Source organism: Blautia coccoides (assembly GCF_034355335.1).
GTDB classification, from domain to species: Bacteria; Bacillota; Clostridia; order Lachnospirales; family Lachnospiraceae; genus Blautia; species Blautia producta.
On record NZ_CP136422.1, the window covers coordinates 3,417,624 to 3,442,745 of the forward strand.

27 protein-coding genes are annotated in these 25,122 nt (G+C 45.2%); 5 read left to right on the forward strand and 22 right to left on the reverse strand.

Annotated features, from left to right (window positions below):
• Window positions 1-60 precede the first annotated feature (60 nt).
• The 3 genes from BLCOC_RS15335 to BLCOC_RS15345 are packed head-to-tail and all read left to right on the forward strand — an operon-like array spanning window position 61 to window position 3,050.
• Window positions 61-831 (forward strand): hypothetical protein, encoded by a 771-nt coding sequence (locus tag BLCOC_RS15335; RefSeq protein WP_115625411.1) that lies wholly within the window; start codon window positions 61-63, stop codon window positions 829-831.
• Window positions 832-840: 9 nt separating this feature from the next.
• On the forward strand, window positions 841-2,331 hold the full coding sequence (locus BLCOC_RS15340) for a hypothetical protein (protein ID WP_115622676.1): 1,491 nt from the start codon (window positions 841-843) through the stop codon (window positions 2,329-2,331).
• A gap of 20 nt (window positions 2,332-2,351) precedes the next feature.
• Window positions 2,352-3,050, forward strand: a complete 699-nt coding sequence (locus BLCOC_RS15345; RefSeq protein ID WP_018598114.1) for an ABC transporter ATP-binding protein — start codon at window positions 2,352-2,354, stop codon at window positions 3,048-3,050.
• A 14-nt stretch (window positions 3,051-3,064) separates the two neighbouring features.
• On the opposite strand, the gene BLCOC_RS15350 is transcribed toward BLCOC_RS15345, so the two are convergent.
• The 12 genes from BLCOC_RS15350 to BLCOC_RS15400 form a co-directional block, all read right to left on the reverse strand.
• Window positions 3,065-3,820: an ABC transporter permease gene (locus BLCOC_RS15350; RefSeq protein ID WP_115622677.1), complete on the reverse strand. Its 756-nt coding sequence runs from the start codon at window positions 3,818-3,820 to the stop codon at window positions 3,065-3,067.
• Complete coding sequence (locus BLCOC_RS15355) at window positions 3,817-4,770, reverse strand: ABC transporter ATP-binding protein (protein ID WP_115622678.1); 954 nt, start codon at window positions 4,768-4,770, stop codon at window positions 3,817-3,819. The genes BLCOC_RS15350 and BLCOC_RS15355 overlap by 4 nt, the downstream gene beginning before the upstream one ends.
• Before the next feature lie 2 nt (window positions 4,771-4,772).
• Window positions 4,773-5,231, reverse strand: a complete 459-nt coding sequence (locus BLCOC_RS15360) for a GyrI-like domain-containing protein (protein ID WP_330412036.1) — start codon at window positions 5,229-5,231, stop codon at window positions 4,773-4,775.
• Complete coding sequence (locus BLCOC_RS15365; protein ID WP_115622680.1) at window positions 5,212-6,096, reverse strand: AraC family transcriptional regulator; 885 nt, start codon at window positions 6,094-6,096, stop codon at window positions 5,212-5,214. Before BLCOC_RS15365 ends, BLCOC_RS15360 begins: the two co-directional genes overlap by 20 nt.
• A 119-nt stretch (window positions 6,097-6,215) precedes the next feature.
• Window positions 6,216-6,902: an ABC transporter ATP-binding protein gene (locus BLCOC_RS15370; RefSeq protein WP_115622681.1), complete on the reverse strand. Its 687-nt coding sequence runs from the start codon at window positions 6,900-6,902 to the stop codon at window positions 6,216-6,218.
• 25 nt (window positions 6,903-6,927) lie between these two features.
• Window positions 6,928-9,393, reverse strand: coding sequence for an ABC transporter permease (locus tag BLCOC_RS15375; RefSeq protein ID WP_115625412.1), 2,466 nt, complete (start codon window positions 9,391-9,393; stop codon window positions 6,928-6,930).
• Between the two features lie 32 nt (window positions 9,394-9,425).
• Entirely contained in the window at window positions 9,426-9,500 is a 75-nt protein-coding gene (locus BLCOC_RS27795; protein ID WP_081624885.1) for an FMN-binding protein, read from the reverse strand.
• A 114-nt stretch (window positions 9,501-9,614) separates the two neighbouring features.
• On the reverse strand, window positions 9,615-11,027 hold the full coding sequence (locus BLCOC_RS15380; RefSeq protein ID WP_115622682.1) for a sensor histidine kinase: 1,413 nt from the start codon (window positions 11,025-11,027) through the stop codon (window positions 9,615-9,617).
• Window positions 11,028-11,738: a response regulator transcription factor gene (locus BLCOC_RS15385; protein ID WP_029468872.1), complete on the reverse strand. Its 711-nt coding sequence runs from the start codon at window positions 11,736-11,738 to the stop codon at window positions 11,028-11,030.
• Window positions 11,739-11,874: 136 nt separating this feature from the next.
• Entirely contained in the window at window positions 11,875-13,719 is a 1,845-nt protein-coding gene (locus BLCOC_RS15390) for a glycerophosphodiester phosphodiesterase family protein (RefSeq protein ID WP_115622683.1), read from the reverse strand.
• 168 nt (window positions 13,720-13,887) lie between these two features.
• Entirely contained in the window at window positions 13,888-14,619 is a 732-nt protein-coding gene (locus BLCOC_RS15395) for an ABC transporter permease (protein WP_115622684.1), read from the reverse strand.
• Window positions 14,620-14,628: 9 nt separating this feature from the next.
• Complete coding sequence (locus BLCOC_RS15400) at window positions 14,629-15,141, reverse strand: ABC transporter permease (protein WP_331678488.1); 513 nt, start codon at window positions 15,139-15,141, stop codon at window positions 14,629-14,631.
• Window positions 15,142-15,375: 234 nt separating this feature from the next.
• Here BLCOC_RS15400 and BLCOC_RS15405 point away from each other — a divergent pair, with 234 nt between their 5' ends.
• Together BLCOC_RS15405 and msrB are read left to right on the forward strand one after the other, a co-directional pair.
• The gene (locus BLCOC_RS15405) at window positions 15,376-15,840 is read left to right on the forward strand and encodes a hypothetical protein (RefSeq protein ID WP_115622685.1); all 465 of its coding nucleotides are present in this window, start codon (window positions 15,376-15,378) and stop codon (window positions 15,838-15,840) included.
• Between the two features lie 169 nt (window positions 15,841-16,009).
• The gene (msrB, locus tag BLCOC_RS15410; protein WP_115622686.1) at window positions 16,010-17,011 is read left to right on the forward strand and encodes a peptide-methionine (R)-S-oxide reductase MsrB; all 1,002 of its coding nucleotides are present in this window, start codon (window positions 16,010-16,012) and stop codon (window positions 17,009-17,011) included.
• Between the two features lie 55 nt (window positions 17,012-17,066).
• On the opposite strand, the gene BLCOC_RS15415 is transcribed toward msrB, so the two are convergent.
• The 10 genes from BLCOC_RS15415 to BLCOC_RS15460 form a co-directional block, all read right to left on the reverse strand.
• Window positions 17,067-17,633, reverse strand: a complete 567-nt coding sequence (locus BLCOC_RS15415) for a flavodoxin family protein (RefSeq protein WP_029468862.1) — start codon at window positions 17,631-17,633, stop codon at window positions 17,067-17,069.
• 21 nt (window positions 17,634-17,654) lie between these two features.
• Window positions 17,655-18,194, reverse strand: coding sequence for a methylated-DNA--[protein]-cysteine S-methyltransferase (locus BLCOC_RS15420; protein WP_115622687.1), 540 nt, complete (start codon window positions 18,192-18,194; stop codon window positions 17,655-17,657).
• Window positions 18,195-18,311: 117 nt separating this feature from the next.
• Complete coding sequence (locus BLCOC_RS15425) at window positions 18,312-19,070, reverse strand: class I SAM-dependent methyltransferase (protein WP_115622688.1); 759 nt, start codon at window positions 19,068-19,070, stop codon at window positions 18,312-18,314.
• A 128-nt stretch (window positions 19,071-19,198) separates the two neighbouring features.
• Window positions 19,199-19,762 (reverse strand): YdeI/OmpD-associated family protein, encoded by a 564-nt coding sequence (locus tag BLCOC_RS15430; RefSeq protein WP_115625413.1) that lies wholly within the window; start codon window positions 19,760-19,762, stop codon window positions 19,199-19,201.
• Window positions 19,763-19,907: 145 nt separating this feature from the next.
• Complete coding sequence (locus tag BLCOC_RS15435; protein ID WP_115622689.1) at window positions 19,908-20,651, reverse strand: ABC transporter permease; 744 nt, start codon at window positions 20,649-20,651, stop codon at window positions 19,908-19,910.
• A complete protein-coding gene (locus tag BLCOC_RS15440) occupies window positions 20,638-21,372 on the reverse strand; it encodes an ABC transporter ATP-binding protein (protein WP_029468858.1) in 735 nt (244 codons plus the stop codon). Before BLCOC_RS15440 ends, BLCOC_RS15435 begins: the two co-directional genes overlap by 14 nt.
• An 81-nt stretch (window positions 21,373-21,453) precedes the next feature.
• Window positions 21,454-22,194, reverse strand: a complete 741-nt coding sequence (locus BLCOC_RS15445; RefSeq protein ID WP_029468857.1) for a MerR family transcriptional regulator — start codon at window positions 22,192-22,194, stop codon at window positions 21,454-21,456.
• 99 nt (window positions 22,195-22,293) lie between these two features.
• On the reverse strand, window positions 22,294-22,512 hold the full coding sequence (locus tag BLCOC_RS15450; protein ID WP_330412039.1) for a ribosomal maturation YjgA family protein: 219 nt from the start codon (window positions 22,510-22,512) through the stop codon (window positions 22,294-22,296).
• 22 nt (window positions 22,513-22,534) lie between these two features.
• The gene (locus BLCOC_RS15455; protein ID WP_115625414.1) at window positions 22,535-22,798 is read right to left on the reverse strand and encodes a DUF3781 domain-containing protein; all 264 of its coding nucleotides are present in this window, start codon (window positions 22,796-22,798) and stop codon (window positions 22,535-22,537) included.
• Window positions 22,799-23,085: 287 nt separating this feature from the next.
• Window positions 23,086-25,095, reverse strand: a complete 2,010-nt coding sequence (locus BLCOC_RS15460; protein WP_115622691.1) for a beta-galactosidase — start codon at window positions 25,093-25,095, stop codon at window positions 23,086-23,088.
• Window positions 25,096-25,122: the final 27 nt, after the last annotated feature.

Sequence of the window (25,122 nt, forward strand, 5' to 3'; positions counted from 1 at the left end):
TTGAACCGACAAAAAAGTAGTGTTATGATAGAAAAAAGCTGCAGAAAGGAGCTGAAATCCATGTGGAATCTTATAAAATCAGAGTGGAAAAAAATCCGCCTGCCGGTACTTGCATCCGCATTTCTTTTGACAACAGCAGCCTGCGTGTTGTCCACTACCCTATATAAAAGCTATACTTTGCAGTACAACCTGGACGCCTGGGAAATCGGAACCGAGATATTCAGTCTGCTGTTTCCTTTATTTGTTGTAATGCCCCTGTGCTGGAACCTGTATTACGAGCGAAGGAACAACTTTATTCTATATGTACTGCCCCGCGTACCGGCGAAAAAATATCTGGGTGCAAAATGGCTGGTCTACGCTTTAAGTGCGTTTTTTATGCTATTTGTTCCCTACCTGCTTTCCGCCTTATGTGCGCTGTACATCAATCCCCCTGTTCCCTTAAATGCTTCAGCCGGCAACGCTGCATTTGACCATGTATTTCTAAATGCTTTTACGCAAACCCCTCTTCTCTACGCCCTTCTGCTCTCCTGTTGGAAGGGAATTATTGGTATCCTGGTCATGAGTTTAGGTTTTGCCTTATCTATGTATCTAAAGAATATTTTTGTGATCCTGACCGGGCCATTTGTCTATGTTATGTTGGAAAATTTCGTACTCTCCATTCTCCAACTGGCGCAGTACCGCCTGGTTGTGGCTTTTGAACCAACCTGTATTTCCAGTGATGCCGTATCTGGCGGAAGCTTTTTTGCAGGGCCTGCATTGCTGGCTGCTGGCATTTTTCTCACTGTATTTTTCTTGAAAAAGGTAAGGAAATACACCGTCGTCACAGTATAGGAGGCCGTTATGAGAGCGCTGATACGGAAAAACGTTCATATATGGGGATTCGGAAAGGCATTTGTGCTGTTTCTCGGATGTCTGGTCTTCTCCCTCAGCGAACGGGTAAACTCTCCCCTGAGCTTTGAACAGTACCTTCTATCTGCTGTATCCGACCACTATTATCTGACCTACTTTATGCTGCCGCTTGTACTGTTAAGTGTTTTTCCATTCATAGAGGATGACAGCCCGCTTACTATATCAAGGTTTGGCAGTTACCACGCCTATTTCTCACAAAAATGGCTGGGCCTCGGTGTCATAGCCGCAGTCCTGCTCTGTGTACAGACAGCGGCAGTTCTCTCATCCGGAGTTGGACTTTTTAGCGGGAATCAGTGGGGGATCAAAGGGAGCAGCGGACAGGCGGAATTATTTGAATACCTGCAGCACTGCTTTTCATCTCCCCTGCAGGCGTTTCTCCTCTGCTCTGTCTATCAATTCTTTGGAACATGGATGGTGTTTGGGCTGTTCCTTTGGATGGGTCACTTTTGGAAGCGGAGATGTGTTGCCAGAATCATTATTGTACTTTACCTGCTTGCAGCTTTTTGGATAAAAGCCCCAATCCTGCAGGATATACCCTTTACAGGGTTAAACCATCTGTTGATTTTGCATCATAACATAGGTACACCACATCGTTTTCTGATCACCTGCCTTACGGTATGTGCAATGGTTTCTGTGATCCTGGTTTCTGTCAGGGGCTTTTGGCGGGGAGGCAATATCACGTTTCCGAAGAGACATCACGGAATCGCACCGTACTACCGCCGGCAGCTCATGACGTCCAGGAATTTCCTTATCCTGTGTATTGCTGCTGCAGTCATTATCCTGTACAAAAGATTGAGAATTTCCGGTTCTATACCGGACGAGGAATGGATAAACTATTTATTTTCGGGACATGGAACAGGCTATTTTCAGATTCTTCCATTTCTTGAAATGCTGATCGTAAACGGCGTGCCTCTTTATTTACTGGCGGTATTTACAGAACAGACAGTAAACGGAAAATCTCTCTTTTTGCTGACTCGCGTAAAAAGCCGCAAAAAGCTGATGGGTGGTATCTTATCAGTCTGTGGGCAGTTTCTTTTTCTGTACACGGCCATTTGGTTTCTGGGCGCAGTCATAAGTTCCTGTGTCTTTGGCGGGGGAATCCACATAATTTCAGGAAAAATACTGCTGTTTGCCCTGACTATGAAATTTCTTGACACAATGCTGCAGTTCCTGATCATGTTTGCCGTATACCTGCTGTACAGACAGATCACCGCGGGATTCCTGGTGCTGCTTGCCGGAAATCTGCTCTGTGTGATACCTGTGCCGGGTACCGCATATCTCCCGCTGGGGCTTTCCTGCACAGCCCGGACTGGCCTTTTTGCAACAGAAGCCGGAATTCCAGCCCTTACCGCAATAGGTATTCTGGTCTTCGCACTCGTACTTATGCTTGGATGGTTATTGAAATATGGATATAAAAAATAATGGAATCAGGAGGATGTAATGTGAAACCATATATTGAACTTCAGAATATATCAAAAAGCTTCGGCAAACATGAGATCATTAAAAATGTTTCTCTGTGCGTGGAACAAGGAAAAACCGTTGGGCTTATAGGTGCCAACGGAAGCGGAAAGTCAGTATTATTCAAGATATTATGCGGATTTGAAAGGCCGGACGCGGGAAACGTATTCGTGCGGGGAAAACAGCTTGGAGAAGGCGGCATGGATTTTCCTGAAAATATAGGGGTATTTATTAACTCGCCGGGATTTATCGGCATCTACAGCGGGTTCCGTAATTTAAAATTTCTTGCTGACATTCAGGGAAAAATCGGTGACCGTGAAATCCGAGACGCTATGGTCAAGGTGGGCCTTGACCCTGATAATACCACGAAGACAGACAACTATTCTTTGGGCATGAAACAAAAGCTGGGACTGGCACAGGCAATTATGGAGAACCAGGATATCCTGGTTCTGGACGAACCCTTCAACGCTTTGGACTATAAAACCTACGAGGATGTCAAAGCCATTATCCGTATGTTAAAAGCAGAGGGGAAAACCATTTTTCTGACCTCACACCGTTTTCAGGATATTGAGCAGCTTTGCGACCAGATCTATACCCTTGAGGACTGCCGGCTGATTCCCATCACGGATGCCATCGCCGCCCGATATCGGGAAACTACAAATTTTGCCCCTTATACTCCCTGAAAAAGGAGATGATCCTACAGGAGCATCTCCTTTTTCAGATTATGCAGTGCACAGCCAAAGCCCGCCGCTCCCAGGATGAGGAAGAGGACTGACACGAAAACCAGGCTTCGCATTTCCATCTTCCCGCTGAGGATGACGGAGCGGAGGGCGTTGATCACATGGGTAAACGGATTTAAACTGACTGCTGTTTTCAGTACACCTGACAGGGCTTCTGTGGGAAACAATGCGGAACTGAGGAAAAAAACAGGCAAAACGATTGCATTCATTACCATTTCAAACACGACTTCGTTGGGAAGGATCAGGCTGATACTGTAGGATAATCCGGACATAAAAAATGCTGTTAAAAATATTAAGATAAGTATCATCATGATTCCCTTTGGATTAGGGAAAACTCTGACGGAAAAAAGCAGACTGAGAGCTGCCATGACAGCCACTTCAAGAAAAGTACAAAGCACCGCTTCCAAAATCTGACCAAGCACAATGGATACCCGGCTTACGGGCGCTATCAATATCCGATAAAAACTGCCATCTGTTTTCATCATATAATTCATGATTCCGCTGCTGCTGCAGACAGAAAAACTCACAAGTACGATCAATCCGGGCAGAATAAAAGCCGTATAATTTTCAATGCCTGTGCCTTTCATTGTCTGTCCCGCCACTGTACTATAAAGGGCAAGCCATAAAACAGGCTGCAGAATAGTAATTATGAGAGTAAGGGGATTGTGAAACCGCCACTTTATGTTCCGGTATAATATTGTACATACGCTCATTTCTTATCCCCTCTCTTCTTTTCCGCTGTCAGTCTCAAAAATACATCCTCCAGGGCAGGCTGTGTGATTTCTATTCCCCAAAAAGGGATTCCCTGGTCCAATAGCCACTGTGTGATCCATTTTATATCTGAGCCGCCTTCCTTTGTATTGATAACAACCGATGTATTTCTGGTAAAAGCTTCTGCTGCCGGAAATTGTTCCTGCAGAAGCCGCAGACACTTTCCAGCTACGGCGGCAGAATGCAAATGTATCTGCAGAGTATCCTGCCTGATATAGGTACGCAATGCTTGCGGCGTTCCCTGCACGATTTCTTTACCATCCTTCATTATACATACCGTATTGCTCAGATTGTTTGCTTCCTCTAGATAATGGGTGGTTAAAAAGATGGTTGTCCCAAAATCATCCCGGATTTTTTTCATCATATCCCACATGGTCATGCGTGATTGAATATCCATGCCCACAGTCGGCTCATCCAGAAATAAAATCTGAGGGGCTGACATCATGTTGAGTGCCACGTCAAGCCGCCTTTTCACACCACCCGAATAAGAAGCTACGGGATAATCCCGAAACGGCTGCAGGCCGAAGTCATTGATCAGGTGTTCCATCCTCCTTTTCGCATCCTCCTTTGGTATTTTGTACAGCCGGCCCTGAAACATCATGTTTTCTGTCAATGATAAATGCGTATCGATGGAGGTCTGCTGTGCCACACAGGCAATTTTAGCCCGTATGGCAGCCGCATCCCTGCCGATTTCTTTTCCAAGCATGGTAATATTGCCCGAATCCGGCTTCAAATAGGTGGTAAGTATCCGGATCAGCGTAGATTTACCGGCACCATTTTGCCCCAGCAGAGAAAAGATTTCTCCGTGTTTCACAGACAGACTGAAATCATTTAATGCCCGTACGCCGTTTCTATACTGCTTTGTCACCCCCTGTACACAAATAGCGTCCATGCTCACCCCTCCATAACCGGAAATTGGATTTCGGTAATATATTGTGCCGGATTTCCTTTAAAGATCATACCCGGCCCTTTTATGAACACTTCCCGAAACGGAGCCGCCAGCCGAAGTTCATGCACAGCCGCATATTCATCTATTGCGGTATAGGCCAATTCAATGGTCTCGTAAGATCCTCTGTGAGTGACGCATATCGCCTTTATCCGCGGCATTTCCTTTACTTCTATCCCATTTCCAGCCGGTATTTCTTCCGTTGGCACACATAGTTCCAATTCTCCAAAACCGGTTTTGGGATCCATTGACTGATAACTGAAAAACGGAGCACCGTTTGTCTTTCCCCGCACTGACTTGAATACGTTTGGAAAGACTTTGTTTGCCTTGGCGACAATACCTCTGTATTTCATAAAAGCTACGCGCACAGGTTCAATTTCCCTCACTTCAATCTGATATTCCATCATTTCCCTCCCCTTCTTTTTTTACTGCGATCCAGACTTCAGAATACCCGGCGTCCAAACTGCCTGTAGGAAACGGATACACCTCTAAATCCGGAAGACCTGCATATTCATAACCGGATACCAGGAGCCAATCCGTATAAAACCGGCGGAAAATGCTCTGCACACTTTCCTTAAATCTCCCGTCATTTTTGAAAATAACCCAGGTGGCGGCAGGTATGGTATACTCATACATTCCATCCGGCACTGGACTGTCTGTAGATACGGCAATGTAATAGTATATATCCTGTGGATCCTTGTATACACTGACGCCCAACACCCCCTTTGGCTCCCTGTCAGATAATTGGCAGATTTTCCGGATATTCTCACTTTTCAGGGATTTCTCCCAGAATCCAGGAATGTTTTTCTGGTTTTCTTCCATATCTTCCGTCATTGGTGTGCGGATCCCTACAATGCGTATTTCTTCTTTTTGTTCCATACGATATGTCATAGATTCTCCTCCCATAACTGTAACTGAAAATCGTAGAACCGGGTATACATTCAGACTGCAGCCCTTGATCTTTGCCTGCTTCGGGCTTATGCCGTGAACCTTTTGAAATGCCCGGTTAAAAGATGTGGGGGAAGTATAACCGTATTTCAATGCAATATCCACAACTTTCGTCTCTGTCCTCTGCAGTTCAAAAGCTGCCTGAGTCATCCTGCGGCGGCGAATATACTCAGCCAATGTGATTCCGGCCACGTAAGTAAACATGCGCTGAAAATAATAGACAGAACAGCATGCAATACGGGCAGCCTCCTCATACGATATCTCCCCATCCAGATTCTTTTCAATGTAATCAATTGCGTCACTTAATTTTTTTAACCACTCCATCACAGTGCCTCCTGTCTTTCTATCTTATCGCATCTCGAAAATAGAATCCTCGCTTTTCTTGTCCTCTTTTGTAAGCATCCTAAACCTCTTGCCTTTTTGATGCAAACTCCATTTATCCCTCAAACAATAACACCGTCTTTTACTGTGATCACGCGGCTGCTGCTCTTAGCGGCTTCCGGTGAATGGGTCACCATAATGATCGTCTGACCGATGTTTTTATTGATCTCCCGCAGCAGATCCATAATTTCAGTCCCGGTCCTGCTGTCCAGATTTCCCGTAGGCTCATCTGCAAAAAGGATTTCCGGGCTACCTATCAGGGCGCGGGCTATGGCTACACGCTGCTGCTGACCGCCTGATAACTCACGAGGCGTATGTCTGCGGCGGTCAGACAGACCCACAACCTCTAAAATCCGGTCAAGCTCCTTTTTGTATCCGCCTGCCTTTTTCCCGTCCAGAAGAAGCGGAAGCATGATATTTTCCTCCACATTCAGGTTGGGGATCAAGTTGTAAAACTGGAATACAAAGCCAATTTTCTGCCGCCGGATGCGGCTCATTTTTTCATCCCCGAAGCGAAAAATATCCATGCCGTCCAAAAGAACATGACCTCTGGTCGGCGTATCCAGTCCCCCCAGAATATAAAGCAGGGTGCTTTTCCCGGAACCGGAGGGTCCCATGACGGACACAAACTCTCCCTGCATGACCTGCAGCGAAATATCCTTTAACACCCTTGTTGTCTCGGCGCCGAGGCGAAAATCCTTTGTGATATGTTTTCCTTCAACAGCAATATTTCCTACTCCCTGTTTCATTGAAAAGACCTCCTGTCTTCTTGTATTATTCAAATTTAATCTCCTCCACCAGCTTCATCCTGCGGCTCTTTATGATAGGAACAACAGAGCCTATCAGTGTTACCAGCACGCCCATAGCGCCGGCGGTTAAAAAAGTGACCGCATCCAGTTTGGGTGCCATTGCGATTTTGGGTCCTGCTACAAGGAATATTGTTTTTATTTCCATATAGGAAACGAAAATAGCAATGACTGCCCCGATCAGACCAGAGACGAAGCCCTCTATCAGGGTCATTTTTACATTTTGCCGGTTGGAAAGCCCCACAGATTTATACATAGCTGTGCTTCGCCGCTTCTGCATGTAGTTGATCAGCAGGTTATTGATAACACCCACTGCCGCCATCAGCAGGATGAAATAGGTCAAACTGTGCATTGGCTGTAAAAAGGCGCTTACGGTAGACAGGGCATCCTCATTAAATTCCTCCACGGTCCGGCTCCAGTTTGCTGTCTCTCCAAACAAGCTTCGGATCTGTATCATAATAGCCTCAGGGTCTGCGGCTGTATATGCAAGGAAGTCATAGGCAGATGCTCCAAAATCAACCACCGCGTAAGAGGATGGGATCACCGCTTCTACGTCTGTAGCCCTTGATTTGAAACTGCCTGCGATCCGATATTCGTTTTCTCCCGTATCACCGGTCAGAGATATGGTATCTCCCGCTAAAAAGCCCATGCGTTCCATACAGCTCTCACTTAACAAAATAGCCCGCTGCCCGGCAAAAGCCGAAACCGCCTGTTCTTTCATCCCTTTTTCTGTATATTGCAGCCCCATCATAGAACTGTAGCAATCCAAATCATCCGTCGCCTCCAAGCGGCTCAGCGTCCTGCCATCTGCCTGCATTTGATCTTTGTAAACATGCAGGGGAAGGACTTTTTCTATCCCCTCCATATTCTTTACCCGCTCCACGAACTGCGGCTCCATATATCCGTCTGCGAAGCCCTGCAGCTCGGCATCCCGAAATACATCGCCCACATAAGTAGTCACAAAGTTTCCCACAACAGTAATGGCTATCACTGCGGAAATGCTGATGAACAGCAGCGTAATATTCTGCCCTACATTTTTATTGTCCCGCATATTCCGGGCAGCAAGCCTGCCCTCATTTCCCAGAACTGCCCCCAAGAGATATTCCAGTCCCCAACAGATCAGATTTGTCAGCAGCGGAACCATCAGGATCGTGGCAGTGATCAGTCCCAAAAGGGAAAATCCCCCTGCCGGATAGAGCATCTTTCCCGATGCCAGCTTTGGAAGGATCATGGAAACAGCAAAAAGGATCACACCGCCCATCACGATAAAACGCCGGGGGACAGTTCTTTCCTCCACACTTCCAAGTACCACATCTTTGATGGGCAGACGGCTTGCCCGACGCACAGGAAGCCATGCAGAGAGTAAGGACACAGTCACTGCCGCTGCAAAGGATAAAAGAATACTGAACGGAGAAATCACCACGGGAATCTCTATCCCCTGCGAAATAGATTCTCCCATCCCCCGCAGGATCAATTTCAAGACCAATATGCCGGCAGGAATGCCGATCAGGCCTCCTATAACACCATACAGCATACTTTCCAGCAGAAGGATTCCTGTCACGGCTTTCTGCGTTGCGCCAATGCTTCGGAAAGTGCCTATCACCGGGAGACGGTCTAACGTGATCACTTTATAACTTCCGTAAATAATAAAGACACTCATGGTCAGTGAGAAAAAACTGATCAGGAAAAAGGGCATGGATTTCTGTCTTGCATCTGCCTCGATCTGCGCTTCGTTTATCACTTCCGAAACCTGATATTCCTCCGAGGGAAGCATGGCTGCCAACTCATTTTTTAGCTCAGCAGTGGTTACCCCTTCGGCAGGTTCCACTAATATCTCCGTATAGCCCTCTGTCTGATCCAATAATCCGGACAGCGTGGAAAGAGGCACAAGGGCAGTTGCGCCTCTTGTATGACGAAGAAAAACCGTATCATACGCAGCGATTTCCGCAACTGTAAAAGAAATTGGTGTTTCCCCAACCTGCAGTGTAATGGTATCCCCCTTTTTAATCCCATATTTGGAAGTAAAACGATCCGGTAAGATCACTTGACTGCCGGAAAAATCTGAGATATCACCGCCATTTACCAAGCGTGGAGGATTGATCTTGGAAAGCTTCCTAAGATCCGCCGCAATTAAGTCAATGGTCTCATAATAACCATTTTCACTATAAAGTGCTGTTCCCTCCACCATTCCAACGCTGGCATGGATTGAGGATAATTCCGGCAGAATGCCGTCCTTGATTCCTCCATCTGATCTGGTCACAGAGAGCGTCGCACTGCCTGCCATACCCCGCGCCATTTTGCGCTGTGCGCTTTCGTATGACGCGCCTATGGAAAAGGATACAAACAGTAAAGCGGCAGACAGCAAAATAGACAGCAGCATGACAGCCGTTCGAGTCTTTCTCTCTTTGACATTCGTTACCATGTACTTTAATATAATTTTCAAATAAACACCCACTTTCTATAGGACTACTTTTCAGAACCCTCTAATGCGTTTTCGATCGCTTTTAAAACGGTGTCACTGGTAAGTGTTGCACCTGACACAGCATCAACCTCTTCACTTTATCACCTCCTGAAATCAAAAAAAGGCTGACGGCTATCACTAAATCATGATAACCTGCCAACCTTAATCTAATTTTCAGGCAGCCTTAATTAACCTTAACGAAGGGGAAATTCCATTTGAAAGGCAGTTCCCACAGAAGGGACACTGGAAACGAAGATGGTACCTCTGTGCAGTTCAATGATCCCTTTGGCGATGGCCAGTCCCAAACCGCTCCCCTCTGTTTTTTGTCCGGTGTCGGTTCCTCGATAGTAACGGTCAAAAAGGTGTTCCACAGTTTCCGGTTTCATACCTTTTCCATTATCAGCCACAAGAACCTTTAGTACCGTGTCAGATTCTGACACACTAAGGGTAACTTCCGAATTTTTTTCCCCGTGCACAATGGCATTGATGATCAGATTACGAAAGGCTCTCGTAAAAAGCCTTTGGTCAAACTGAAAGGAAATGGTGTCCGCTGAGCTTTCAAAATGGACTGTTCTGTTTTCATATTCCGGCGTGTTCAAAATGTCGATCACCAGTTCTTTCAGGAAACGGACTATATTCTGCTCCTCAAGGTTTACAGGAAGCATTTTGTTATCCAGTTGATAGGTCAGCTTCAGATCATCTATCAACGTTTCCATGTAAGCCGCATTTTTCAGTATGATCTGCCCATAACGCCTGTATTGTTCTTCACTTTTTTCGTCAGCTTCATAGAGAATCTCAGCATACCCTTTGACAGGGGAAAGAGGCGTCTTCAGATCATGGGTGATATTGGCGATCCATTCCTCCCGCATTTTTTCTGTCTGCTGCCGCAGTTGATCTCCGGCCCGGATCTCCGCATCCAGTCCGTTCAGACTCTCATACAGATCCTGGAATACGCCGTGTTCTTGAACAGGGAGATAATTGCGGGCAGCGATTTCCCCAACAGCACTTATCAGCCGTTTTATTGCCTTTGTGGTAAAAAGGCCATAGAGCACCCCTGAAACAAGTACAAGTAAGAGTAGCACTGAAAGGATATGTAAAATGATCGTTTTGCCGCTTGCAAACCGTTTCCCGTTCACATACATTGTGACTTTTGGCACATCCACAGGAAAAAACAGGATATAGGCATACTCATTCCCGGAATTAGATACCGTTCCCGCAAAGGCAGCAGCTTCTCCCGCCTCCAGCTTCCCTGTCTCAGCGATCCGCAGTAATTCTGCGCCGGAATATACAGCTTTGGCTTGCTCCGGCTCCTGATAGCTGAACACCTCACGGCCGGAAGGGTCCAAAAGCTGAATCCCTATCCGATTCTCTTGCAAAGACTCCATTCCCGTCTGTTTGATCTGTGGCGTACTGTCTGCAAAAATGATCTCTTCTCTGAAGCTCTCTGTAAAATCCTTCGGCCAGTCACTTCTAACAAGCCTGCCATCCGGCATTTGAACAGTAATGGTCAAAAAGAACAGACAGCCTGCCAACAGAACAGCGCCCAGCAGAGATATAAAAAAAATCAGGTATATATGGAATATGGTGCGATAGCCTGAACGCTTCATTTAGTCAATCCTCTTTTTGAGCTTATAGCCCAGCCCTTTCACTGTGATGAGCTGCTGCGGATGAGAGGGGGTATTTTCAATCTTTTCCCGCAAATGCCGGATGTGCACCATAATGGTATTATCGCATATACTGCTGTATTCTCCCCACACCTGCTCATAGAGACGCTCTTTGCTGATGATCTTATCCGCATTCTCCATCAGATAGACGAGCAGAAGATATTCACGGCCGGTCAATCCGATCTCCTGCCCCTCTTTATAAACCCGGCAGCTCTCTTTATCAACAAAAAGTGGCCCCACAGTCAATCCTTCTGTTTCATCTGATGGAATAGCCATCGTGTATTGCTGGCGGCGAAGCTGGGCCTTTATGCGGTATACTACTTCACGGGGACTGAACGGCTTAGTTATATAATCGTCACCGCCGCAGGCAAGGCCCAGTATTTTATCAACATCGTCATTCTTTGAGGACAGGAACAGGATGGAGCAATAAGAGAACTCACGAATCTGTCTGCAGACTTCCAGTCCGTCAATATCGGGAAGCATAATATCCAGCACGATCACATTGGGCTGAAAGTCCCGGCAGATCTGCAGTGCCTCCCCGCCGGTACAGGCTTTTTGGATTGAGTGAAATCCTTCTTTTTGCAGCACCTCTTCCATCAGCTCAACAATATCCTTTTCATCGTCAACCAGCAGAATTTTGTTCTCCGCATTCATGATCTGCTCCTTTCTCTTTTCCCTTTTCCAATCTGCAGTTAATCCGTCTTATACTGCTGTACTGCCGGATGCCCCTTCAGTATATATGCTTTCCATATCAGTTTCTCACTACTATACCTGCAGGTGTTTTAGGTTCCTACTGAACAGGATACCCTTCCCCCTCGTACATAAAATATTCTTTATTTTTTTTCAAATATTCATCAATCTCTGTTCTGGCCAGATCCGGCATGTCTGTGATAATACCGGATGCCCCTCTCTGAAGATAATTTGCCATATCATCAAAATTGTTGGATGTCCAGATATACACAGGAATCAGGCTGTCTCGCGCACGTTCCATGAAGCGCCTGCTGGCAACCCCTTCTTCCACCGCGAGGAAATCAATCTTATAATTCCAGACAGCCTCCTCAAACTTTCCGGTACTGCCGTAAATACAGTAACCCACCCACCAATCCGGGCGCTGCTCCTTTAGCAGAGAAACGCTTTCGTAATCAATGGACATGAATATACACTGCTCTTGGGCACTGTATTTTTCCACGATCTCAATCACTTTGCTGATGAGTTCTTTTTTATTGTCCGCTGATGGTTTAAACTCCACCAGCAGTCCAATCTTATTCTCCATGTGTTGAACTGCCTGGATCATGTCCTCAAATGTTGGTATTTTTCCCTGCTTTCCATTGGAGGTAATCGTCAGCTCCTCGAGCTGTGCGGCCGTCATGTTCTCCACCTTATCAGAAATACCGGCAAGTCTTCGCAGACTATCGTCATGGATCACCATGGGAATTCCGTCTTTTGAAAGCTTTACATCTATTTCCGCATAGTCAGCCCCAAAACTGTCGGCTCTCTCCACTGCTGCAATGGTGTTCTCCGGCTCATAGAGGCATCCCCTGTGCCCGATGGCCCATGGCTGATGAACCAGTGGTGTTTCACTAAAATATCCGTCTGCTGCCACTGCGATCAGCAAAATGACAAGCCCTGCCCAGAGTTTTTTATGCTTTCTGGAAATCCAGAACCTTTTCCCTCTCCTGGCGAGAACTCTTCCCCCGCCCGCAACCATCTCGGTGGTTCGCTTTAAAGCCTTGATATTTTTTATCTCCGAAGGAACGGGCAGTTCCTGGTATTTGTCCAGGATTTGAAACATCAGCAGATAGACAAGTGCCATTGCCACACACTCAAGCAGAGTGAGTACTATCCAATACAGAAATCCCACACGAAATGACTGGGAACGGACAAAGTATTTCAGCACCGAAATATTAAAATCCTGACTCTGGATCAGTTTTGCCTGAAAAAGGTACACAAAACTGCCCTCTGCCGCAATCCACAGAAGAAAAGCCCCCCAAATTTTCATTTTATCCTTCCGGTGGATCTGACGGAACCAGTAAAAATTTTGTTTTACTGCCCTAGTGAAATTCATGTTTTTAAAAAACATAGCGATGGGCACCAGCGCCAAAGCCAGAAAGAGGACTGTGTATCCGGTCCGAACAGCCAGAACGCCCAGTGTCCCCAGATTGGTCTTCTGCAGTTCGCCCAGCACAAATCTGGGAATCTCAACACGGGAAACAAGGGAATTTAAGTATCCCGCATGTACCAAAGGAAGAAACAGTACAAAATAGACTGCCGCCAAAAGGACGGAAATATGCTTCATACCTTTCAGTCCCTCTGCCGAGCTGCATAAAATCTCCTCCAGGCGGGGCCATTCTCCCTTTTGGCACCGGTATACTGCGTGGAGAAGACAGCTAATCTCATAGCAGCACCACAGCGCGGCTGCCAGAAAAAGCACCACCGTAAGTATCAGCCTGACAGGTGACAGTACACTGAGAAACATGACTTCGTTAAATGCAGGCGTATCCCCCAGAACCCAGGTAGTAAAAACCCAGTTTAGAAACGGCCTCAATATCAAAACAGAGACAAGTTTAAAAAACAATTCCACTTTCAAGATTGCAAGGCAGCTTCGCCCCAGAACTAATGCTTTTCTTCTGTCCATTTTAGTAAATCCTTTCCTGATCTGTCTTATGCAGGTAATTTGTATGTCTCATTATAATATTTGCCTATCTATGAGTCAATTATATATATTTCTATATTTTTCTAAAGATTTCATAAAGATAACAAAAAAGAACGTGACAGATCAGGTCAGTATACTTTGGGAATCTTCTTATTTTTCGTTATATTTCAGCCTTTTCAATATAAAGGCGGAAAGACAGCCACAGAACAGCAGGACCATCATACTTTCCAGCCTATTTCCGGCAGTCGTTTCATAGTATCCGGAAACCCCCAGCACTGCTGAAATAGGATAAAATGTTCTCAGCGCATTTGACATACTCATAAACATGCCGGCAAAAGAGTACATTTCCGCTAATACCAACGCCAGCCAATAGTTCTTTTTCTTATACGAAACCAGCGCAATGATGGGGGAAATGGCTAAAAAAACGCACACTCCCTCTAAAAAATATGATTTTAGAAAACCTAATACCATTTCCACCGTCAGCTCATGAACATGCAGGACTGCTTCTGTTAAAAATGTCAAAGCAAAAAGCAGCAGGTAAATAAGTATGCTGAAAACAAAAGTAACGATCATTTTTGCAACCGCTAATTTTGTTTCACTGACAGGAATAAGCCTGAGCAGATTTACGGTATCTTCCTGTTCCTCCCTGCATATCATATAACTTCCCAAAAGAGCAATGACTGCTGGAAGGACAAACAAGGTTGCCCATGGCTGAGCCATGATCATATACCAGCCTGGGTTATCCATGCCCTGAAAACCACTGTCAATACTTTTTCCGCCTATAAAAAGTATGACGGCTATCATGACCACCGCAAATACGGTGAGGAAAACAATGTTGGAGCGGCGAAGCTTTTTACATTCCGCCCATATTAGTATTTTCATCCTTCTGCCTCACTTTCTTCTTAATGTAATCTTTGCAAGTATTACCGCAGCAACATCCCAAACACAAAAACAAAGAAGTGCCAAGGGAACGTGAGCCGCCTGCATCAATGCAAGCCCCGGTATTTCCCCATCCCTTGCTATGATCACAGCTATACCGGATAAGGGATGTAGATACATATTGACTGACATGATAAAAAAGCCAAAAAATATATAGACCAATAAAGTACAAACAGGCAAGATATATCCCTTTTGCGATGCAGCAGCCGCCAAGATCGGCAGGATCGCAAGCGCCGCCAAAAGAGCTGTCTCTAAGCATCTTTCCAGTAAGAAAGAAACGCTTTCCCAGTCAAATATCACATATCCGGAAAGTACGCTGAACAAAACAGATGCGACAGCCGTGATCAGCATAAAGCAAATGGCGTAAACCAAAACAATAACGAATTTGCTGAAAAAGTATCCCATTTTACTGACAGGCACAATCCAGAGTTGTTTCATCATATCATATCTGTTTTCGTCGTGCATCAGTATGGTGCAAAGTATTCCCAAAATGAAGGGCAGTATAATAAAGGATGTCCCCCTCTTTTGCAACAGGAAACAGGAATTTAACGGCTAAACACTGATCTCCAGATGCTGCTCACTCCGTACTCAGCAGCACGTTACGGCAGGTAAAAATACCATTTAACAAAAATTTTCTCCTCCTTTCATATGGACTTGATGTACATCTGATATACTGCGTAAAAAAGAAAGGAAGAAAAAATGCTGGAAATACTTCGGAAAACCCTTTACTTTACCTTATTTCAGTTTTTTATCTGGCTTCTTATAGCAGTGATCCGGGAGCCATCCATCTATAGCCCTGTCATTACAATCAAGCACTATATTGTTCTGACACTTTTATTTGATGGTATCTTTGCGTTCGGACTGCTGCAGGAGAAGAAAAGAGCACATCTTACAATGACTTTGCGGAAATTAAAGATGTTCCGTGTTTTTATCCTTTTTTATGCGGCAATAACGGCCGTGCTCTTCTATCTGCAAAAGGATGCCGTACTGTCATTATTATTCTTATTGATCGGATACTTTCTGATGCCGGCCTATACGAACAGTAATTTATGGTGCTGTCCAAAGTGCGGAAAGCGTTATGGGATGCGCATCTGGTTTTCAAACTACTGTCCCCATTGTAAAAAGAGACTTGACAGTGCACCTGACAGCGAACAGCAAAAGTAAAATATGCGATACTATGGTTTTTTCCGTAGAAAAGGTTTATATTAAATATTAAGAAACCCACCTGTAAACCTGTTCCCGGTCGTGCTGAAAAGAAAGAAGAGGATCCTATGAAAAAATATTGGCTGAAGTCCATAGGCGCAGGCAGTCTATCCGAAAAAAGGAGGAAACTATGAGGAACAAGGAAAACGCACATACGATTTATCTGGCCGGAGGTTGTTTCTGGGGATTGGAAGCTTACATGAAGAAGCTTCCCGGAGTATATGACACGGATGTGGGCTATGCAAACGGAAATACAGAAAATCCCACCTACGAGCAGGTATGTAATGAAAACACCGGACATGCGGAGACTGTTAAGGTTGTGTATGACACTTCTCAAATCACGACCAAACAGATATTAGACGGGTTCTTTAAGGTGGTTGACCCCACAAGCTTCAACAGACAGGGAAGTGACAGCGGCAGCCAGTACCGCTCCGGAATTTACTATGTCGATGAAAAGGATAAGACGGCTGCGGAAACAGCAGTTCAGGAACAGAAAGAAAAATTTAAAGAAGAGATTGTAACGGAAGTTCTGCCTTTGGATCATTTCTATCTGGCCGAAGATTATCATCAGGACTACCTGGATAAAAATTCCGATGGCTACTGCCACATCAATCTAAAAGAAGCCGATGATTTTATTGAGGAGGAAGGACTTGGCACGAACACACTCTCTGATCAGATCAAGCCGGAGAATTACCTGATGCCGGATGAGAAAGAATTAGAGGAAAGGCTCACTGATATCCAGTACCAGGTGACACAGAACAGTGATACAGAACGCCCTTACAGCAATGAATACGCAGATAATTTTGAAAAAGGGATCTATGTGGATGTAGTCACAGGAGAACCGCTGTTCAGCTCAGAAGATAAATTTGATTCCGGATGTGGGTGGCCAAGCTTTTCAAAGACGATCATACCAGAGGTTGTGACTGAAAAAACAGACTCCACTTTTAATATGAAACGCACAGAAGTAAGAAGCCGGGCAGGTGATTCGCATCTCGGCCACGTCTTTCCCGACGGGCCGGCTGAACTTGGAGGACTGCGCTACTGCATCAACAGCGCCTCCGTACGTTTCATTCCCGATGATCTTCTTGATACAGAAGGTTACGGATTCTTAAAACAAATATTTGATCAATAAAATAACTGCCGGAACCTACAGGCTTGTCCTCCTGGTTCCGGCAGTTCTGTCCTCACTAATATTTCATATCAAACCCATCCACAAGCCGCCTGCTGTATAATCTTCCTGCCTCCCGCAGTGCAGGCAGCATATAGTCTTTGTTAAAACGAATCACCGGAACACGGTCATAAGCCCGCATACCCATATGCTTCAGCGCTTCCTCCATATTATGAAGACATTCCACAGCCCCCAGCCCGGTTCCTCCTGCACAAGCGATCAGAAAGCATCTTTTCTGGTTCAAATAACCATTATGCCCTGTCTCGCATCTTCTAAGCCGGTCGGTAAATGCTTTCATGGCCTCTGTGGTATCATGCCAGTAGACAGCAGTGATCCATACAATTCCCTCTGCATCTGCCAGCTTCCCATAAGTCTTCTCAAAATCATCTTCAATAACACACACCCCTTTGGAACGACAGGCACCCCAGCCGTTTCCACACGCACGGCAGTGTTCCAGATTCAGATGATTCAGATAAATCTCTTCCACATCAGCACCGTTTTCCCGTATTCCTTCAGCTATAGCCCCCTTAGCTGACGCCGTCAATCCATCTTCATTGGCACTTGACCATACGATCGCTATCGACATACCTTTTCCTCCCTTCCCTTTTTAGAGAGCAGTTCCCTTCTTTGGCACAAAGAATTTTTCCATGGAAACGCCCTCATGTTCCAGTAATGCTATTTTTTTCTCAATACCGCCGGCATATCCTGTCAGACTGCCGTTTGATCCCACTACACGATGGCAGGGGATGATTATGGAGATGGGATTGTGCCCTACAGCTCCCCCCACAGCCTGCGCTGACATTCTCTCAATGCCTTGTTCCCGGGCTATTCTACGGGATAACTCTCCGTAGGTAGTGACCTGACCATATGGAATCTCCATCAGTAGTTTCCATACCTTCTTTTGAAATTCACTGCCCGAAGGAGCCAGCTTCAATTCTCTGATTTTTGGCCTTTCCCCGGCGAAATAACGGTCCAGCCATTTTTTTGCCTGTATCAGAACCGGCAAATCCTGACATTTTTCCATTTCCTCTTTCACTGAGCCAAGATAATATTTTTGATTCTCGATCCAAAGTCCGGCCAAAGCGTCCTCTTTCGCCCCTATCATGATCCGCCCAACCGGCGAAATGTACTCCAAGGTGTATATCATACACGCTTCCTCCAATCTTTCGTATTCTCCTCACATGATTCCTGCCCTATCCTGCAGTCTCCCGGCACATGACCTGTTATACCGGAACCCCTTTATAGATGGGTAAATCCAGCCATTCTATTCCGGCTTTTTGACGGTTATCAGCACATAGGTATCATTGAAAATGATCTTGTTCCCGGCTTCCTTAACAGCACAATAAAGGCCGTTAAAAAACTCAGTCTTATGTGGATTGGGAATAACAATGTGATCACAATGGGTTCCGCAAAGACCGACATATTCTTCGGCAGTAAGTTCCCTCTTTCCATAATATTCACGTCTTTTCCAGTCCACATATCCGTATTTTATTGCATTTTCATATTGAAACCCGCCCTGCTCATATTTGATATCCGGTTTGAAATGTTCGTCATACACTTTCTGAATTCTGTTATACAGGGCTTCATTGGGAGCTTTATAATCTCCCTCAGTAAACATCATGGCTAAGATTCCTCCCGGGTTCAGCAGCTTTAGCGTTTTAGAGAACGCGGTTTCTTCAGGAATCCATTGGATCGCCGCAGCGGAATAGATCATATCGAATTTTTGTTCTGCAAAATCATAGGTGACAAAGTCATCATTGATAATTTCAAAATTGGAATAATGACCGTATTTCTGCTTCATCATTTGAGTTAAATGCTCACCGAGTTCAATCGCGTGGTAATCGCATCCTGTCTGTAGTATAGGGGAAGTGGCCTGTCCCGTACCTGGCCCTATTTCCAAAACCGACTTATTTGGACCTATATGAGCATATTCAATCAATTCGGAAAACAGCTCTGTGCTGTAACGAGGCCTGTACTGGTCAAACTGTTCCGGTATGGTATCAAATATCTTTCTGAATTCCATTTTGAGCACCTCTATTCTATGTCAAGTTTTAAATCTTTAAAAACAACAGAATCCTCTTTAATTTCAACTTACAGTTCATTAAATTCTGTCTTCTGACCGGTTGTGAATAAATAAGTGCCGCGGCAGATTTACATAGGTTTTAATTTTTTTTCCAACCGCTCAGTCATCCATGCCAAACGCTTTGTACGCCCGGCGTCAGTCTTTGCATCCAAATATGCCCTGGTGTAGGTTCTTTTGACAGACGGAGACATCTTAAGGAAATTCGCATACGCCAGTTCATTATCTTTCAGCAAATCCGCCACGTATTCTATCTGCTCTTCTGTCACAACCGTTTTTCCCCCTGAACTGTCCCACTGCCCGTTTTTCTTCGCCTCCTCAATCTTCTCTCTGCCGAGATCTGTCATCAGACCGCATTTTTCCAGGCGCTCTGCCAATGCCTTATTTTTCTCTGACCACTTGCTGTTACTTCTGCGCGCGGAAAAATATTTCATATAGGATTTATCGTCTATGCGTTTCATCAGACCATCGATCCAGCCAAAGCAGAGGGCCTCTTCCAGCGCTTCTCCAGCTTTTACAGTCACTAATTCTTTTGTCTTTCCAAATAACAGCCAGACCCCATCGCTGGTCACAGAATTGTTTTTCAGCCAGTCTCTGAACGCATCACGTGTCTCAAAGTGCAAAGGTTCTCCCACCATACTGCCTCCTGTTTTGTAGTATTGTAACATCCTGCCGTCAGACGGCATTCCGTTTTTCCTGTATACGCTGCATTTCTGATATCTTTTATTGTATCACAGTCAACGGGCAAAATCTATTAACACTTGGTGATGCAGGACCACATTATTCCCATTTAAAGTATCGAAAAGCTATCCCTGTACAGAGTACGGCGATCACGATCATAATGATGACAGAAACCATCACATTTTCCGTACTTTGCCCCAGGGAAGCAGCTTTCAGTAATTTTATCCCCTGTGTCAGAGGCAGAATATTTGCCGCCCTCTGCATGGCCGCAGGCATGATCTCGTAGGGAAGTGTCGCACCGGAAAAGATCAGCATGGGGAAATACAGGATACTTGCGATCACACCCGCTGTTTTTGTGTTGGGCGCTATGCCTCCCACCATCATGCCTATACTGAACATGGATACCAGCACCAGAAGATAACCTGCCAGAAAATCAAACGCTGATCCGTGGAACTGATAGCCGAAGAAAAGTGCCGCTGTAAGATACAGAAGTAAAAAGGATACGGCTGCATATAAGGTATAGATGACCACCTGCACAAATAATATCATTACCGGACTGACCGGGGTGACTTTGTAGCGCTTCAATATCTTTTTACTGCGGTAATCAGAGACGACAAGAGGCAGTCCCATGACCCCGCCGGCACAAATAGATATTGTGGTGACTGCACCAAAAGCCTGTTCCAGAAAAGTATATTCCGCCCCTTCATAGGCCGGCTTCCCTCCGTAGATGATTCCCATAATAACTAATACCACCACGGGAACACAGAGAGCGAATATGAACATATCCATTCCCCGCAGTGAAAGCTTCAGTTCTGTTTTCAACATGGTTCTAAATGTTTTCATTGGCTTTATCCTCCTCGTCTGTATACCAAAGATAAGCATCCTCAAATTTTTCATAAGGACTTTTTTCTATAGCCTCTGAAACGGTACCGCAAAAAACAATTTTTCCTTTTCTTAAAATGCAGATACGATCACATAATACCTCCACTTCATCCATAAAATGTGAGGTCAGAAAAATTGTCAGACCTTTTCTTTTTAAGTCCGAGAGTATTTTCCATACCTCCCTGCGCGCTTTCGCATCCAATCCGGTAGTCAGTTCATCCAAAAAAACAACTTCCGGACCGGGTATCAGCGCAAGAACAATGAACAGACGCTGTCTCTGCCCTCCAGATAAGTCTTTGACAAGATTTTTCTTCTTATCTGCAATTCCAAATTGGGCAAGCAAAGCAAAGGGATCCGCAGATTTTTTGTACAATGAGGCAGTCACCCGGCAAAGCTCCGCCACTGTGATCTGCTCCTGATAACTGCTTTCCTGGAACTGCACGCCTACTTTTTCAAAAAGTTCTTTTCGGTTTTGCACAGGGTCTGCTCCCAAAATACGGACAGTACCTGTGTCGGCTCTCTTTGTTCCCAAGATGCATTCAATTGTTGTGGATTTTCCCGCGCCATTGGCTCCAAGCAGGCCAAAAACCATACCCCGGTCAACCGCCAGGCTTATATGTTCCACTGCGCGCAGTTTCCCGTAGGATTTTGCCAACTGTTCGACTTTAATTACTTCCTGCATATTATTTTCCTCCTTGTTTTTTCAAGAAAAAGAATATCACAGGAAAGAACATTGGTGGTTAAATGGAGGGTTTAAGAATAGTTAGAATTTACTTTTCATTTCTTTGAGCTTATCCAACATTTTCTCTGCGTTGGACTCCGCTTTTGTGAGAGATGTCACCAGTTTATCACACACTGCGATGATCTCAGTGTCCTCTTTCGGAGTATCCAGCGCCCTTTTTATATCTATCCCGGGGTATTTTGATACCTGTCCAAGCATGGTCAAAATGGCTTCCAGAGAATAATTGGCACACCGCAGGGAACGAATGATCTTCAGACGACGGATATCATCATCTGTATAGACACGATACCCATTCTGCCTGCGCCTGACAGTGAGCAGACCATTCATTTCCCAATTTCTCAAGGTATCCATGGAAATATTCAGGTATTCGGACACTTCTTTCCTTTTCATGGTGTGTACATTCTCTTCTTGTCTGCCGTCTAAAATCCGCTTTACAATATCAATGGCCTCCTCCGCGTTGGCAATTTCCTGCCGAAGCTGCATCCGATACCCCTCTGTGAGTTCCAGTGCTTTGTCATAATCACCTGCAGCGGATACTTTTATCATCTGTACAATCTTTTTCCGCAGCCCGTTCTGCAGCACTTCAACTTGAAATGCAAGACGGGCAAGGCGAAACTGTTCTATGTGAAGATCCGTAAATACCCTGTAGCCATTTGGCATGCGGTCAGGTTTCGGAATCAGCTCCAACTCTTCATATAGGCGAACTGTATTCGGATGGATACCGATGATCTTGGCAATTTCTGAAGTCCTATATCTGTTCATTCTTTTATGCCTCCTTGTAAAGACTATATTAACACGGACAAAAAGTCTGGTGTTATAGTGGAGGGTTAAAGTGTAATAGTATAAGCTGTTACAGGCTTCTCATCTTGTGAATTTTTCGATCAACCCGCCCGCCAGAACCCCCACGGTATAGCAGACAAGATCACTCCACAAAAAGCCAAACCCCAATACCAGACCTCCCAAAGCAGTATGACGCAGCGCATTGATCCACTCCGCCTGATATAATTGTGAGAACTCAATGGCATAAGAAAACAGCAGTGCAGCCGCCATTGCCTTTCCTGTCGATATTTTTGAAAACAAAAAACCAATCCTGTCCGGTAGGCTACCTTTTTGATTTTTTCCTGTGTGCTGTTATAATAGTCCAACTGTTGGCATTCACTGTGATCACACAGTCATCTAAAGTGATATACCAGTTCTTCCCTTTCCTTTCAAAAACGGCATCTGGTGATTTTATTTTTTCCTGGCACCATGCAACCACCTGATCCGTATCAAGGGAAAGGTTTCTCTTAATGCGTACAACACCTAATTCTGTTGTATGCAGTTTCTCCAGATTATCAAGCAATCTGTTATTTATCTCTTTTACCATTGTCACTCCATATCCGCAATATTCTGCTTTATTTTTTCTTTTGGCCGGTCCCGTCACTTTAATATAAATAGTCTTATCATTCCCGCGGGGCTGTAAATATAAGATACCGGGCTGTCCATATACAGATTATCATATTGCGGTAAAATGTGCAAAATACGATTCACTGCAGAAATGTCCCTCCTTATTTTACATTCGTCCATTCCCGCACGAAAAAAGGGGGCTGTACACGCATTATTCAGTGCGACAGCCCTCATTTTCCGTAAATCTTATAAAATTTGTAAAAGAACCTATTCTTCTGTGCGGATGATTTTCACATCAAATTTAGAAAGCATTTCTCCGCTTTTTACAGATTCCCCGGTCAACAGATCTGTATTTCCCGCAAAGCAGGAGGGAATCTCCAAATCTTCGTCTTTAAAGTTCATGACAAAATAGTACCGGTATCCGTCTTTTTTCCGACAGGTGATCTCAAGCCCGGTTTTCTCTTCTATTACCGGTTTTACGCTTACATCTTCTGCAGCCATGTCAAGAACCTTTGCAATACCCTCTTTGTCCATTTGGGTTCCCATGTAATATACAGATCCATTCCCAAACCTATTTTTTGTCACAGCCGGACTCTCTTCGTAAAAATCCTGTCCGTATCTTCCGATGCATTTGGCACCTCTTAAGTGTATGATATCACAGACCAGCCTGCCTGGCGCGCTGTCACCGTCCTCAAAGATCACCGTGTTTTCCTGTTCCGGTGCCAGTGCATCTATCTCTTCCACCCACACTCCGGCCATTTTACTCAATACTCCCGGGTATCCGCCCAGATACACATTATCCGACTGGTCTACGATCCCGCTCATATATGTGGTGACCAAAACCCCGCCGTTCTTGACAAACTCCTCCAGGGCTTCCTGCATGCCTGCTTTCACCATATAGAGTACAGGGGCCACAACCATTTTATATCTGCTGAAATCCGCGTCAAACGGTATCATATTCACTGGAATATTACGGTCATAAAAATACCTGTAATACTGATGGATCTGGTCCACATATTTCAGATCCACGTTAGGTCCGCTGGTATATTCCAGTGCCCAATAATTATCCCAATCAAATACAATTCCCACCTCCGCTTCATTCACAGAGTCCAGTGTCATATCTCTTAGCTGTTCCAGTTCCTGTCCAAGCTGCTGTACCTCCCGGAACACCCTTGTATCCTCTGTGCCCACATGAGCAATGACTGCCCCGTGGAACTTTTCACATCCGCCCACGCTCCGGCGAAGCTGGAAAAACTGGATGGTATCCGCCCCATGGGCAATAGTCTGATAGCTCTGTGCCCGCATCTGTCCCGGTCTTTTCAGGGAATTATATGGCTGCCAATTCTGCTGGCTTGGAGTCTGCTCCATCAGCATAAATGGTTCATCCTTCAGCCCCCGCATCAGGTCATGACACATGGCGGTCTGACTCCATGGAGTATCGTAACAGGGATAGTTGTCCCATGACACCACATCCATCTCTTTTGCCCATTTAAAATAATCCAGTCCTTTATAGGTGCCCATGAGATTCGTTGTAATGGGAGTCTCCTTGTCATAACAGCGGACTGCATCCCGCTCCATAACGTAGTTGCCGAGAAGGCTGTCCGACATAAACCTGCGGTAATCCACAGAAATCCCCGCGAATGCCGTCTTGTCATTCTCAAGCCCTTCACTCAGCGCATTTGGCAGCACGATCTCATCCCAATCGTAAATGGTATGTCCCCAGAATTCCAGATTCCATGCTTTGTTCAGTGCTTCCAGTGTCCCATACTTTTTCCTAAGCCAGACACGAAATGCCTTTTCACAGTTTTCACAGTAACAGTCCCCGCCATACTCATTGTTAATATGCCAGCATGCAATATGGCTGTTGCTTCCGTATCTCTTTGCCAGCTCTTTTGCAAGGTCCTTCGCATACTTCTGATAAACCGGTGAATTTGGACAGGCATTATGCCGCTGTCCGAATTTGTGGTGTCTTCCTTCATAATCTGTCCTTGCAGTCTCGGGATACCGCTTAACCATCCATGCTGGCAGCGCCGCTGTGGATGTGGCAAGCACAATATCATAATTTTCCCTGCTGAGCATCTCAACGATTTCATCCAGCTCACTAAAATCATAGACTTCTTCTGAGGGCTGGATCTTAGCCCATGAAAATACATTAATGGTGGCACTGTTGATATGGGCGTCTTTGAAAATCCTCATATCTTCCTGCCAGATGTCCTTTGGCCATTGGTTCGGGTTATAATCTCCGCCGTATAGGATCCTTTTAAATTTACCTTCCATGATCATTTGTCTCCTTACTTTTTTATA

Coding starts and splice junctions, on each gene's coding strand:
- BLCOC_RS15335 (WP_115625411.1), top strand. CDS start 61: ATGTGGAATCTTATAAAATCAGAGTGGAAAAAAATCCGCCTGCCGGTA.
- BLCOC_RS15355 (WP_115622678.1), bottom strand. CDS start 4,770: ATGGACGCTATTTGTGTACAGGGGGTGACAAAGCAGTATAGAAACGGC.
- BLCOC_RS15455 (WP_115625414.1), bottom strand. CDS start 22,798: ATGGTAAAAGAGATAAATAACAGATTGCTTGATAATCTGGAGAAACTG.
- BLCOC_RS15420 (WP_115622687.1), bottom strand. CDS start 18,194: ATGATATACACCTTGGAGTACATTTCGCCGGTTGGGCGGATCATGATA.
- BLCOC_RS15340 (WP_115622676.1), top strand. CDS start 841: ATGAGAGCGCTGATACGGAAAAACGTTCATATATGGGGATTCGGAAAG.
- BLCOC_RS15365 (WP_115622680.1), bottom strand. CDS start 6,096: ATGGAGTGGTTAAAAAAATTAAGTGACGCAATTGATTACATTGAAAAG.
- BLCOC_RS15350 (WP_115622677.1), bottom strand. CDS start 3,820: ATGAGCGTATGTACAATATTATACCGGAACATAAAGTGGCGGTTTCAC.
- BLCOC_RS15390 (WP_115622683.1), bottom strand. CDS start 13,719: ATGGACAGAAGAAAAGCATTAGTTCTGGGGCGAAGCTGCCTTGCAATC.
- BLCOC_RS15380 (WP_115622682.1), bottom strand. CDS start 11,027: ATGAAGCGTTCAGGCTATCGCACCATATTCCATATATACCTGATTTTT.
- BLCOC_RS15445 (WP_029468857.1), bottom strand. CDS start 22,194: ATGAACAGATATAGGACTTCAGAAATTGCCAAGATCATCGGTATCCAT.
- BLCOC_RS15370 (WP_115622681.1), bottom strand. CDS start 6,902: ATGAAACAGGGAGTAGGAAATATTGCTGTTGAAGGAAAACATATCACA.
- BLCOC_RS15415 (WP_029468862.1), bottom strand. CDS start 17,633: ATGTCGATAGCGATCGTATGGTCAAGTGCCAATGAAGATGGATTGACG.
- BLCOC_RS15435 (WP_115622689.1), bottom strand. CDS start 20,651: ATGAAAACATTTAGAACCATGTTGAAAACAGAACTGAAGCTTTCACTG.
- msrB (WP_115622686.1), top strand. CDS start 16,010: ATGAGGAACAAGGAAAACGCACATACGATTTATCTGGCCGGAGGTTGT.
- BLCOC_RS15425 (WP_115622688.1), bottom strand. CDS start 19,070: ATGGAATTCAGAAAGATATTTGATACCATACCGGAACAGTTTGACCAG.
- BLCOC_RS15460 (WP_115622691.1), bottom strand. CDS start 25,095: ATGGAAGGTAAATTTAAAAGGATCCTATACGGCGGAGATTATAACCCG.
- BLCOC_RS15405 (WP_115622685.1), top strand. CDS start 15,376: ATGCTGGAAATACTTCGGAAAACCCTTTACTTTACCTTATTTCAGTTT.
- BLCOC_RS15400 (WP_331678488.1), bottom strand. CDS start 15,141: ATGCACGACGAAAACAGATATGATATGATGAAACAACTCTGGATTGTG.
- BLCOC_RS15360 (WP_330412036.1), bottom strand. CDS start 5,231: ATGATGGAATATCAGATTGAAGTGAGGGAAATTGAACCTGTGCGCGTA.
- BLCOC_RS15440 (WP_029468858.1), bottom strand. CDS start 21,372: ATGCAGGAAGTAATTAAAGTCGAACAGTTGGCAAAATCCTACGGGAAA.
- BLCOC_RS15395 (WP_115622684.1), bottom strand. CDS start 14,619: ATGAAAATACTAATATGGGCGGAATGTAAAAAGCTTCGCCGCTCCAAC.
- BLCOC_RS15385 (WP_029468872.1), bottom strand. CDS start 11,738: ATGAATGCGGAGAACAAAATTCTGCTGGTTGACGATGAAAAGGATATT.